We start from the raw sequence: 11,600 nt of genomic DNA, 5'->3' as shown, positions 1-11,600 counted from the left end.
CAGGTCATGCACAGGACGGTGATGATTAATGCCTGACCATCTTCATGTTTACTTTTGCGGATGAGTTGCATGGCGTTTCCTCCAGACGTGGCCTGGTGCGGAACTGCGCGGGTCGTGCCGATGAGGATGTGGCCCCGGTCGGAGAGGACCTGATCGAGGAAGCGATCGAGCGCTTTCTTTCCGACCGGTCCGGCGGCGAGGGCCTCTTTTTGCGTGGGGTCGTGCGGCTCCAGATTGAGAAATGTGAAGCCGACACCATCCTCGCCCAGGCGGACGACCTTCGTTTGAACCGCAATATACAACTCGGGCTTCTTCCCGGCAACGGCAGACTTTTGCAAGGTCATGGTAATGATGGTGCCCGGATGCCAGCGTTCGCGGGTGGCGAGGTAAAAGCCGGTGGTACTGATGTTGCGGACTTCGTGCGGATGAGAGTTGGTGCCTTCCCAATAGTAGGCAACAAGGCCCGCGCCGGGCCGCCGAACCGCGTTGCGGTGGTCGGTGGCGAAGAGGCGCTCGAACCAGTTGCCGTTGGGGTTCATAGGAGTTGTCCGTTGAGCTGGCCGAGAGTGGCGCGGTTGAGGCGGCCCACCATGTCCTCGGCTCCGCAGATGAGGAGTTGGTCGCCGGGCAGGGTCTGCGAGGAATAGATGGTGTGGACGGGAAGTTCGAGCACGCTGGCGGCGTGCGGATTGATGGGCGAGATGCGGAAACACGGGAAGTGTTCGACGATCTGGAGGACGCGGTTGTTGTCGTCGAGATAGAGGAGGTCGAGCGGGAACAGGACCCCGATGGTGTGGATGCCGCAGGAGGGCACAACCCAGAGACCTTCGTCGAGACGGAGGCGCAGCCTGCCGATGAGGCCGCGAAGGCGTGCGAAGGTGGTGTCGGCCGGGGAGACGCCCAGGCTGAGGAAGCATTCGCGCGTCTGGTTATATACGCAGTAGGTCTTTCTGCTCATTGCATTTTCCTGTACGGAGATGGCCCAGCACACAGCGTTCTGTGCGCCGGGGCCCCGTATCGACTGCATTTGAAACACGCCCTAGTTGACCCGCTTGCGGCGGCGCTGGATCAGGATGACCAGCAAAATGACGGCGATGATGCCGGATACAACCCGGATAATCGTTACATTGTCCACGTCCGTTCTCCCTTCTTAGTGGCTAAAGTACTTGCTAAAGTTTTCCATGATGACGATGGCGGCAGGGCCGAGCGTCACAAGAAAGAGCGATGGAAAGATGAAGAAGACGAGCGGGAAGACCAGCTTGACAGTGGTCTTGGCGGCTTGCTCTTCAACCTTCTGGCGGCGCTGCGTGCGGAGCGTGTCGGAGTGGACGCGCAGCGTTTTGGCGATGCTGGTGCCGAACTTTTCCGACTGCGCGAGCACGCTGACGAGGTTGCGCACGCTTTCGACGTTGGAGCGGTCGGCGAAGTGCTTCCAGGCGTCGGCGCGGGGACAGCCGGCCCGCTGCTCGAGCACGACGAGCTGGAGTTCGTCGCAGATGTCGGGGTGGGCGCCGGTGAGCTCCTCGGCGCTGCGTGAGGTGGCCTGGTCGAGGCTGAGGCCCGCTTCGATGCAGATGACCAGCAGGTCGAGCATGTCGGGCAAGCCGCGACGGATGGCGGCCTGGCGCGCAGCGATGCGGTTGCCGAGCCAGAAGTCCGGCAGAAGAAAACCGAGGCCGAGCGCGACGAGATATGAGAAGAAGGGGCTCCAGGCGCCGATGCCGGAGGTGAAGGCGACGCCGCAGAGGAGGATGGGGCACAGCACCTTGGCGCCATAGAAATAGTTGACAGCGGACTCTTTGCGGTATCCGGCGCGGATGAGGCGCTGCTGGATGACGGAGATGTCGGCCTCGCTGCGGGGCACGACACGTTCGAATTGCTGGACGACGCCGCCGAGGGCCGAGCCGGTGTGCTGGAGGGTGTCCCTGATCCCGGCCTGCTTGGGGCGCGGAGTAACGACCTGCGCGACACGCTGGATCATGGCCTCGCGATAGAACAGGATGAGCCCTCCGCTGACGATCAGCAGGAAGATGGCGATAAATGTAGTGATCGCGAATCCCATAGTTTCCCTTCACACATCCATGCGGACAATCTTGCGAATAATGAGCGCACCGATGATGGTCATGGTGCCGGAGGCGTAGAGGAGCTTGACGCCGATTGGACGCTTCCAGAGAAGGCTCATCGTGTCGGGGCTGATGATGTAGAGCGCGATGCCGAGGACCACGGGCAGGAGGGAGAGTATCCATCCGGTGAGGCGTCCCTGCGCGGTGTGGACCATGATCTGCCGCTTCAGGCGGAACCGCTCGCGGATGACGTAGGCGGCTTTATCGAAGACTTCAGCCAGGTTGCCGCCGCTTTCCTTCTGAATGAGCGTAGCGGTGATGATGATCTTGAGGTCTTGCAGGGGGACGCGCGTGGAGAGGTTGGCCATCGCGGTCTTCAATTCGAGGCCGTAGTTCTGCTCGTCGAAGCAGATGCGGAACTCTTTGCCGATGGGATCGGGGGCTTCGTTGGCGGCGAGGTCGAGTGCGGAGATGAAGCTGTGGCCGGCACGCATGGCGCTCACCATGAGATCGAGCGTCTCGGGGAGGCCCTGCTCGAATTTGTTGAAGCGCATAGTCCGTTTCTGGATGACATAGATGAGGGGCACGCTGCTTAGTGCGACGCCGATGAGCAGCGAAAAGACGATGGCGTCGGTGCGCAGGAAGATGAGATACGCGGGAATGGCGAAGCAGATGAAGCACAACAGCAGCAGCGCGCTGACGGTCCACTTGAGATTGGCCTGGTAGAGAAGGAGACGGAGCCTGGGAGCAAAGTCCATGCCGAGCAGCCAGCGGTTGAGCCAAGGGACGCTGCTGAGCAGCTCCTGTTTGCGGACATCAACGGCCTGGTCGGTGGTGTCGGGCCTGATGGTGGCGAGCGCGGCGTGGAGCGTCGCCAGCGTCCGTTCGGACTGCTTCGACGAGCCCATCTTGCCGGCGGACAGAAGCAGGACCGCAACGACAAAGACCGCGAGAAATACGAGCACCAACAACGCAAGCATGACTTCCCCCTGCCTTTCAGTTCACTTCCAGCGTCTGCTCGAACATGCTGCCCGGCAGCATGATTCCGGTTGTGCGAATCAGCTCGAGGAACTTGGGGCGGATGCGAGTGGGCTGGAAGGTGCCGAGGACCTTGCCGTCGGGCCCGATGCCGCGTTTCTCGAAGCTGAAGATCTGGTGCATGGAGATGATGTTCTCTTCCATGCCGGTAATCTCGGAGATGTTGACCACTTTGCGCGTACCATCGCTCAGGCGCGAGACCTGGACGACGATGGCGATGGCCGAAGCCATCTGCGCGCGGACGGTGCGCTCGGGCAGGTTCAGGTTGCTCATGGCGACCATGGATTCGAGACGTGAGAGCGCATCGCGCGTGGTGTTGGCGTGGATGGTGGTCATGGAGCCTTCGTGGCCGGTGTTCATGGCCTGGAGCATATCGAAAGCTTCTTCGCCACGGACCTCGCCGAGGATGATGCGATCGGGACGCATACGGAGACTGTTGATGAGCAACTGGCGCTGGCGGACCGCTCCCTGGCCTTCGACGTTGGGCGGGCGCGTTTCCAGCCGCACGATGTTTTCCTGAGCGAGTTGCAGCTCGGCGGCGTCTTCGATGGTGACGATGCGCTCGCTCTGCGGGATGTAGTGCGAAAGGATATTGAGCAGCGTGGTTTTGCCCGCGCCGGTGCCGCCTGAGATGAGGATGCTGATGCGCGCGCGCACGGCGGCGGCGAGCAGCTCCATCATCTCGGGCGAGATGCTCTTGAGTTCGACGAGCTGGTTGGCCACCAGAGGGCCGGTGCCGAAGCGGCGGATGGAGAGCGCGGGGCCGTCGAGAGCGAGCGGTGGAATAATGGCGTTGACACGGGAGCCGTCGGGCAGGCGCGCATCGACCATGGGCGAGGACTCATCGACGCGGCGTCCTACGCGCGAGACGATGCGGTCGATGATCTGCATGAGGTGGCGGTCGTCGCGGAAGACGGCATCGACCCGTTGCAGCATGCCACCTTTTTCTATATAGATGTGATCTTTGCCATTGACCAGGATGTCGGAGATGGCGTGATCCCGCAGCAGCGGCTCGATCGGACCGAGGCCGAAGACCTCATCGAGCAGGTCGGCACGGACCTTTTCCTGCTCGCTCAGGCTGAGCGGCACGCGCTGATTGCTGATGATCTCGCCGATCATGCTGGCGACGGCGTGACGCGCCTGCGTGTTGTTGATGCGCGACAGCTTCTCGAGGTCCAGCTTGGGGATCAGGGCCCGATGTATTTCGGCTTTGAATTGTTCCAGATTCAGCGGTTCCACGATGTACCATCCGTTATCCAAATAGACTGAACTTCTTCTTCCTGTCTGGAACTTCGGGCAATCCACATGCCACTCTGGCCATGCGGCGAATGACTTCTGCGATAGCCGAGTCGCCCAGCACGAGCGGCGTCGCCGTATTCTGTGCGCGCTGTACGGTGCGATAGTCGCTGGGGACCTTCCAGGCGACAGCCTGAGTCAGCGCCTTCTTGATGTTCTCTTCGTCAATTCCGGTTGAACTCGGCGTGTAGCGGTTGAGGACGACTTCGAGCTTCGGCCCGAGGTGGGTGAAGATCTCGGAGATGAGCCGGTTGGAGTTGCGCAGCTCGGAGATGCTGACCTGGGTGACGAAATAGACAGTGGAGGCTGCTTCGAGCAGCGGCTTGCAGTTGATGCGCGTGCTGGAGCCGGCGTCGATGACGACATAGTCGAAGTCCTGACGGGCAACGGAGAGCAGCTTGCTGATGGCGTCGTCGGAGACGTTGATGGGCGTGTACTGGTCGGGCGCGGAGAGCACCGAAAGCCCTGAACTATGCCGGGCAAGAAGCGTTGCCAGAAAATTCGAGTCGAGACGGGCGATGTTCTGGAGCGCGTTGACGGTGGAGAACTGCGAGGTGATGCCGAGATCGAGTGCGGCAGCGCCGAGCGGCAGGTCGAGGTCGAGCAGGAGCGTGCTGTGCCCTGATTCGCGCGCCAGCGCAACGGCGAAGTTGCCCGCAATGGTGCTGACGCCGGAGCCTCCTTTGGCGCCGACGAAGACGACGAGTTTACCGAGTGCCTTTTGCGACGGGCGTTTGACCGGACGGCGGACCGAGGCACGCACCAGCGCCTCCGCGATGGTGCTGGGGGCGATGGGCTGGGTGAGGTACTCGCGCGCGCCTGCTCTCATGCAGCGGACCAGCAGCTCGGGGTCGGCCTGACGGGAGTAGACCATGACGGTGACGGAGCTGTTGCCGCAGATGTGTTCGACCAGATCGAGCGCGCGCTCCTGGTCGCTGTCGAGATCGACGATGATGACGTCGTAGCCTGCTTCAAGCAACTGCGGTACGTCGTCCAGCTCGGGATACTTGGCGAACTCGCGCGTGACGCTGGCCTGCGACCCGGCGAGCGCCATGGCTACGGCCTGACGGCGCTGCGGCTCCGGGCCGATGAGCGCGACCGAGAGCACGTGGACGTTCAGCGCGTCGGGACCTTGGGTAAAGGTGGACATCACCGTCTCGCCGCTCCTGTTCGTTTGCCGCGTTTCCGTTGGCTGTATCGTGGTTCGCATATTGGTTGTGCGTTCGTCATATTGACGACGTCCTCAGTGTGAAAAAAAAGAAATCAGCGTTCCGATTGCAATGGCCGGAGCGTAAGGCATTTTGCGCGCGCGGGGATTGTCGAGATTGAACTCTGGATCGGGACGCAATCCCCGCTTTTTAAAACTAAAGAGAAGCCCGGAAGCGCCTGAGAACAACTCACCAAGGAAGCCACCGGCGGCGGCCCAGCAGATGGCCATCATACCCCCGACAATGCCGGTCAGGACAAGGGCCAGTAAGAGTTGTGAGGAGCCGATCCATGCCCCGATTGCGGCGAAGAGCTTGACGTCGCCCATACCCATGCCGCCCATCAGAAAAAGTATGCCAAACAGCGCCGCTCCGAGTACCAGGCCGCCGAGGCTGTGCGCGATGCCGCTCCAGCCATGGAGCCAGCCCGAGACGGCAATGCCCGCCGCCATGAACGGCAGCACGAGCCAGTTCGGGATGCGGCGGCTGTACAGATCGGTACAGGTCGCAATCGCAAGAACGATGAGGGTCGGCCACCAGGCTATTGAATGCATACGCAGACTCTTCCGCCCTGATACAAGGGCGCACTTTCAGGAGAGCAATTCTCCATCCAAATATAGGAAAGAGCTGAAATACGTGGATTCAGTCCCTTGCCAAGCTGCCAACGAGGCACAGTGTGAACGGCTGTTTACAGGCAGGATTCGAGAGTGACGCTCGATAGCTACATTGCCCGGCGCGCAACCCCTCGAATGGAGTCGGTGCTGTCGGGTGGCGGACTGGTACATGGCGTGCTTGCAGGCGCTCGGGGCTGCTTTTGTTGCTTACAAAGTAACGTAGTAATCGGGTTAGTGATTACCTGTGGGTGCGTCTTCAGGCTCGTATAAGTAAGTGACTAGATTTTCATAGACATTCATTGGTGGTTTTGCTATCAATACAACCCTGGTTGCAAATAATTGCATTGTTCCACAAGGCCAGAAAGAACGAAGAACGAGTATCAGGTCCGCCCTCCCCCCGATGACCGAACTGTCCGCTGAAGTGGCCGGCGCACGTGAGGAGTATGTCGTTATGGTACGGATTACGTTGTACTCGGAAGATCGCAAGTTGCAGCAAATTCTCTCCTCTGCTTTAGGCAGGGATTTCCAGATCACGATCGAACGCACAGAAGACCGCATCCACATGATGCTGGCGGCTGGGGAGTGCGATGTGGTGCTTCTGGATCTGGACTCAAATGATAAGTTGCAGGGTCAACGGATAGCGAGTTTCCGGCGCATCGTCGAATCGCAGGCGCCGGTGGTGGTGATGGCCGATGACGGGATGCGCGCCACCGCGGCGGAGCTGGTGCGTCTGGGCGCGTTCAACTACTGCCGGAAACCGCCGTCGGTCCGCGACCTGAAGATGATGCTGTGCCACGCGCACGAGCGGTCGTCGCTGAAGCAGGAGCTGCGCACCGTTCGAGAACAACTGGAAGAGGTCAACTCGTGCGATCAGATGATCGGGGCAAGCCCGCAGATGCGTCAGGTGTACGACCTGATACACAGGGTCGCCAACCTGAACGCTTCGGTGCTGGTCACGGGCGAAAGCGGCACGGGCAAGGAACTGGTCGCGCGCGCGATTCATAACCTGGGGGCGCACTCCAACCATCCGTTTGTGGCCGTGTGCTGCGGCGCGATTCCGGAGACGCTGATTGAAGCGGAGTTGTTCGGTCATGAAAAGGGCGCATTCACGGGAACAGTTGGGTCGCGTGAGGGGTATCTGGAGCAGGCGGGCGAAGGGACGCTGATGCTCGATGAGATTGGCGAGCTGAGCCCCGCAACGCAGGTGAAGCTGCTGCGCGTGCTGCAACAGCGCGAGTTCAGCAGACTGGGCAGCAATAAGCTGATCCCACTGCGCGCGCGTCTGGTCTTTGCGACTCATGCGGACCTGGCGGAGTTGGTGGCGCAGGGCAAATTCCGACTCGATCTCTTCTATCGGATCAACGTCGTCAAGGTGAACGTGCCGCCGCTGCAGGAGCGGGTGGAGGACATTCCGCGGATTGCGATGCACTTTCTGCGACAGTACTCGGAGCAATACCAGAAGATGGTGGATGAGATTCACCCGAGCGCCATGGCGCTGCTGCAGGCGTACTCGTGGCCAGGCAACGTGCGGGAGCTGGAGAACGTGATTCAGCGTGCGATTATTGTGGCCGCAGGTGAGACCGTTCGCGTGGAAGACCTGCCGCTGAATATCCAGAGCGAGAGCGTGATCAACTTCGGCGACTTCCACCCGTCGAACTCGTTCGAGCGGCAACTGCGCGATTATAAGGTGAAGCTGGCCGAGACGGCCGTGCGCGAACACCACGGGAACAAGACGCTGGCGGCCAAGAGCCTGAATATATCGAGGGCCTATCTCCACAGGCTGATCCGGCTTGGCGAACATGACTCGCCGGACGAGCCGGAGAACATCGAACACGAGAATCTCGATCTGGAGTCGGCTTGAGCACTGCGCCTTCCAGGGCGGGAGAGATCCACCACTCCGCGCGCATCGGGCCACTGCGAAGCATCTTCTCCTTCCCCGTGATGCTGTGCGGCATGTTGGCCGTGTTGAGCGTGCTGACGGTGCGGGACCGCTTCGACGATCCGGACATGTGGTGGCACCTGAAGATGGGAGAGGTGATCGCCACAACTCATCGGATTCCCACCACGGACTTGTTCTCTTACACGACGAACCATCACGCATGGGTGCCGCATGAGTGGCTTTCGCAGGTGCTCATCTACGAAGCCTACAAGTGGGGCAGCTATACGGGGCTGATGCTTTGGCTGTGCTTCTTTACGTCGCTGCTGATCATCGCGGGCTATGCCTTGTGCGCGCTTTATTCGGGAAACGCCAAGACCGCGCTCGTCGGCGCTTTGGTGGTGTGGTTTTTTTCGACGACGGGAGACGCCATCCGGCCGCAGCTTATCGGGTATCTGTGCCTGACGCTTGAACTGCTCCTGGTGCATCTGGGGAGCACGCGCAGTCCGCGATGGTTTCTTTGGCTGCCGCCTCTGTTTGCCGTGTGGGTGAATTGTCACGGCTCATTCTTTCTCGGAATACTGCTGCTTGTTCTGTTTCTCTCCTGCTCGTTCTTTGAATTCAGGATGGGCTCGCTGGTTGCGTCGCGCTGGGACGCGCGCGGGCGCAAAATGCTGGCGCTGGCGCTCGTGCTCTCCGTCGCGGCGCTCTTTGTGAATCCGGTCGGGATCGATCAGGTACTGTATCCTGTGCGCGTCTTTGGACACCTGCCCCTGAACCTTGCGCTGGTAGATGAATGGAAGCCGGTCGAGATCACGAGCCTGCGCGGAGTCGGGTTGCTGGCAATGCTTGGACTCGTCTTTCTGATTGAGGTCATCCGGCGGTCCGATCTGTATTGGCACGAGCTGCTGCTGATTGCCATGGGTGCGGAGATGGCGGTCAGTCACAGGCGAATGCTTTTTGTCTTCGGCATCCTGGCTGCGCCGGTCTTCGCCCGCCTGATCGCAGACCTGTGGGATTCGTATGACATCAAACGAGACCTGCCAGCAGCTAACGCCGTGCTGCTTGCGCTCTCGGCCGTGATTGTCGTTGCGGCATTTCCGAAGCGCGCGTCTCTTGTCGAACAGATGAACAAGTCGAGCCCGGTGAAGGCGGTGGAGTTTATCAAGGAGCACCACCTGACAGGCAACATGCTGAACGCCTACGGCTATGGCGGGTATCTCATCTGGGCACTGCCGGAACATCCCGTGTTTATCGACGGGCGCGGAGACGTCTTTGAATGGACAGGCGTCTTTGGCGACTTCGCCAAGTGGATGACGCTCCAGAGCGATCCGCGTCTTCTGTTGGATAAGTACAACATCGGGTTTTGCGTGATTGAGCGCGAGTCGCCGATGACGCCGGTGTTGAAGCTGCTGCCTGGTTGGCAACTCGTTTATTCGGATGAACAGTCCGCAATCTTTGAACGAAGTGCTTCGGTCGGTGTTAAGGGTTTAGCTAAATAGCCACGAATAGAGAGGCTGCGAAAGACTCATCCGATAGCATGTGCAGAAGAGCCCAGGGCTAAAGCCACTTGAGGTTGTCGGGATTTTCGTAGGGCTAAGGCCCTGTGCTCCCACCGAAAAGCACAATGCGCCAGTTGATCCGCAGCGTGTGACGCTCTGCTCTCACACTGTTATTTACAACTCTTTTTCGATGACGAATCGTGGTCTGGATTTGGTCTCGGAATAAATTTTGACTACGTATTGTCCGATGACGCCCATGCAGAGCAGTTGCACACCTCCGAGCATGTAGAGCGGGATCACGATGGACGCCCAGCCCGGTACCGCTGCCGGGTTTGTGATCCTGACCCACAGCGCCCAAACTGCCAGTGCAAAACTGGCCAGTGAGATGAGTAGGCCGACGATGGTGATGAGCTTCAGCGGAACTTCCGAGAAGGAGGTGATCCCTTCGATGGCAAGGGCAACCATCTTCGAGAATGGGTACTTCGATTCTCCGGCAAAGCGCTCGCTGCGATCGTAATAGACGCGCGCTGAAGTGAATCCCAGTTGAGGAATGACGCCGCGAAGGAAGAGATTGGTCTCTTTGTAACTCTTCAGCGCCTCAAGCGCGTTGCGGCCGAGCAGGCGGTAGTCGGCGTGGTTGAAGATGAGTTGCACGCCGACGGCTTGCAGCATGGAGTAATATGCCTCTGCTGTGACCCGTTTGAACCAGGTGTCTGCTTTGCGCGCGCGGCGGACACCGTAGACGATCTCAGCGCCTTTGGCGTGGGCGGCGAGCATGTCCTTGATGGCTTCGAGATCGTCCTGCAAGTCGGCATCGACGCTGACGACTGCGTCGCCTGGCGCGCTCAGAAGCCCTGCCAGCAGGGCACGTTGATGACCGCAGTTGCGCGATAGCTTGATGCCGTGGAAGCGCGCGTCAGCGGCGGCGAACTGCGCGATGAGGGGCCACGTGTTGTCGGTCGAGCCGTCGTCTACAAAGAGGACGCGGCCTTCGGCGATGTCGCCGCGTGCGGCCAGCTCGCGCAGCAGGATGTCGAGACGCCGGGCCGTCTCCGGCAACACCTGCTCTTCGTTGAAGCAAGGAACGACAATCGAGAGATGCACTGGTTGCGTCATATCGTCCGGGTCTTCCGGGTCGTGCGGTTTCGTGCGTCAGCCACAGTTTGCAGGATGAGGCTCAGTTGCCGCTGCTATTTGTAACGGCTCGAACCAAGAGAATACCGCGATGCTTCCAAATCGCCATGCGCGAAAGCCAGGTGACGGGAAGCGTGGACAGGATACGGGCGCGGACCCGATAGGCTACGCTCGACCGATGGGGAATGGGTACGCCGTCAGGGACGCGGGTTGCTGCGACGTCTGAAGCGAGGCTCGCCTGGGCGCGCCGGGAAACATAGAGAACTGCGTTGTGACGATACCAGATTTCAATCTGCTTCACTCCGGCGATCTGAGGACGAAGAAAATCGTAGGGAGCGTAGCCGTGTTCGGCGAAGAGCTGACGCCAGAACTCGTACGGCTGCTCGTTGATGTGATTCTCGCCGCCCTGTCCCGGAGTCGCCGCGGAAAATAAGATGGAGCCGCCATGCCGCACGAGGTTTTCAACCAGGGTGCGGCTGGCGGAGGTCGGTAGATGCTCGCCGACTTCGAGGCACTGCACCAGATCGAATCGTCTCTCTACATCGAACGGTCGGCTGATGTCGCTAGCGATAAAGTCTTTGGGGGGGATGAGCAGCATGTCCGGCTTCACGTAGTCGCCGTCAACGCCGAGACAGGTCTCGACCCCGAGTTTGCTGTACACATCGAGCCACGCTCCGGCGCCACAGCCCACGTCGAGCACGCTGCGGGCCCCCAACGCATCGATTACAAGCGGAGCGATGTGTTGTGCGGAACGGGTGGCTCCCTGCTGGATGTAGTGAAAGAAAAGATCGTCGTAGGCGTAGCTACGGACAGTCGATGCACGATCTCGGGCCAAGTGATAGACCTCCGTGGACTTATAGTAACCGGATAAA

General features: G+C 60.2%; 11 protein-coding genes. 2 read left to right on the top strand and 9 right to left on the bottom strand.

Annotated elements, in window-relative coordinates; all coding sequences use genetic code 11:
- The 7 genes from VFU66_RS11585 to VFU66_RS11555 all read right to left on the bottom strand — a co-directional run.
- A partial coding sequence (locus VFU66_RS11585; protein ID WP_326446415.1) for a PilZ domain-containing protein occupies positions 1 to 539 on the bottom strand: 539 nt, incomplete at its 3' end.
- A complete protein-coding gene (locus VFU66_RS11580; protein WP_326446414.1) occupies positions 536 to 958 on the bottom strand; it encodes a DUF192 domain-containing protein in 423 nt (140 codons plus the stop codon). The genes VFU66_RS11585 and VFU66_RS11580, both read right to left, overlap by 4 nt.
- Before the next feature lie 192 nt (positions 959 to 1,150).
- Entirely contained in the window at positions 1,151 to 2,062 is a 912-nt protein-coding gene (locus tag VFU66_RS11575; RefSeq protein WP_326446413.1) for a type II secretion system F family protein, read from the bottom strand.
- Between the two features lie 9 nt (positions 2,063 to 2,071).
- Positions 2,072 to 3,043 (bottom strand): type II secretion system F family protein, encoded by a 972-nt coding sequence (locus VFU66_RS11570; protein WP_326446412.1) that lies wholly within the window; start codon positions 3,041 to 3,043, stop codon positions 2,072 to 2,074.
- Positions 3,044 to 3,059: 16 nt separating this feature from the next.
- Positions 3,060 to 4,340: a TadA family conjugal transfer-associated ATPase gene (locus VFU66_RS11565; protein WP_326446411.1), complete on the bottom strand. Its 1,281-nt coding sequence runs from the start codon at positions 4,338 to 4,340 to the stop codon at positions 3,060 to 3,062.
- 13 nt (positions 4,341 to 4,353) lie between these two features.
- Entirely contained in the window at positions 4,354 to 5,547 is a 1,194-nt protein-coding gene (locus tag VFU66_RS11560) for a CpaE/TadZ family protein (protein WP_326446410.1), read from the bottom strand.
- A 93-nt stretch (positions 5,548 to 5,640) separates the two neighbouring features.
- Positions 5,641 to 6,156: an A24 family peptidase gene (locus VFU66_RS11555; protein ID WP_326446409.1), complete on the bottom strand. Its 516-nt coding sequence runs from the start codon at positions 6,154 to 6,156 to the stop codon at positions 5,641 to 5,643.
- 460 nt (positions 6,157 to 6,616) lie between these two features.
- On the opposite strand from VFU66_RS11555, the gene VFU66_RS11550 reads away from it, so the two are divergent.
- Both VFU66_RS11550 and VFU66_RS11545 read left to right on the top strand, forming a co-directional pair.
- The gene (locus VFU66_RS11550) at positions 6,617 to 8,077 is read left to right on the top strand and encodes a sigma-54 dependent transcriptional regulator (RefSeq protein WP_326446408.1); all 1,461 of its coding nucleotides are present in this window, start codon (positions 6,617 to 6,619) and stop codon (positions 8,075 to 8,077) included.
- Positions 8,074 to 9,594, top strand: a complete 1,521-nt coding sequence (locus VFU66_RS11545; protein ID WP_326446407.1) for a hypothetical protein — start codon at positions 8,074 to 8,076, stop codon at positions 9,592 to 9,594. The genes VFU66_RS11550 and VFU66_RS11545 overlap by 4 nt, the downstream gene beginning before the upstream one ends.
- 174 nt (positions 9,595 to 9,768) lie before the next feature.
- Here the strand turns inward: VFU66_RS11545 and VFU66_RS11540 are convergent, their stop codons facing one another.
- Positions 9,769 to 10,710 carry a glycosyltransferase family 2 protein gene (locus tag VFU66_RS11540; protein WP_326446406.1) on the bottom strand — a complete coding sequence of 314 codons (942 nt, stop codon included), beginning with the start codon at positions 10,708 to 10,710 and terminating at the stop codon, positions 9,769 to 9,771.
- 61 nt (positions 10,711 to 10,771) lie between these two features.
- Positions 10,772 to 11,563 carry a class I SAM-dependent methyltransferase gene (locus tag VFU66_RS11535; protein WP_326446405.1) on the bottom strand — a complete coding sequence of 264 codons (792 nt, stop codon included), beginning with the start codon at positions 11,561 to 11,563 and terminating at the stop codon, positions 10,772 to 10,774.
- Positions 11,564 to 11,600 lie beyond the last annotated feature (37 nt).

Source organism: Edaphobacter sp. (assembly GCF_035763405.1).
GTDB lineage: Bacteria > Acidobacteriota > Terriglobia > Terriglobales > Acidobacteriaceae > Edaphobacter.
The sequence above is the reverse complement of the archived record's forward strand: the minus strand, read 5'-3'. Positions and strand labels throughout refer to the sequence as shown.

Bases quoted from the DNA above. Each gene is read 5' to 3' on its own strand.
- VFU66_RS11560 (WP_326446410.1), bottom strand. From the start codon at position 5,547: ATGTCCACCTTTACCCAAGGTCCCGACGCGCTGAACGTCCACGTGCTC.
- VFU66_RS11575 (WP_326446413.1), bottom strand. From the start codon at position 2,062: ATGGGATTCGCGATCACTACATTTATCGCCATCTTCCTGCTGATCGTC.
- VFU66_RS11570 (WP_326446412.1), bottom strand. From the start codon at position 3,043: ATGCTTGCGTTGTTGGTGCTCGTATTTCTCGCGGTCTTTGTCGTTGCG.
- VFU66_RS11580 (WP_326446414.1), bottom strand. From the start codon at position 958: ATGAGCAGAAAGACCTACTGCGTATATAACCAGACGCGCGAATGCTTC.
- VFU66_RS11550 (WP_326446408.1), top strand. From the start codon at position 6,617: ATGACCGAACTGTCCGCTGAAGTGGCCGGCGCACGTGAGGAGTATGTC.
- VFU66_RS11555 (WP_326446409.1), bottom strand. From the start codon at position 6,156: ATGCATTCAATAGCCTGGTGGCCGACCCTCATCGTTCTTGCGATTGCG.
- VFU66_RS11540 (WP_326446406.1), bottom strand. From the start codon at position 10,710: ATGACGCAACCAGTGCATCTCTCGATTGTCGTTCCTTGCTTCAACGAA.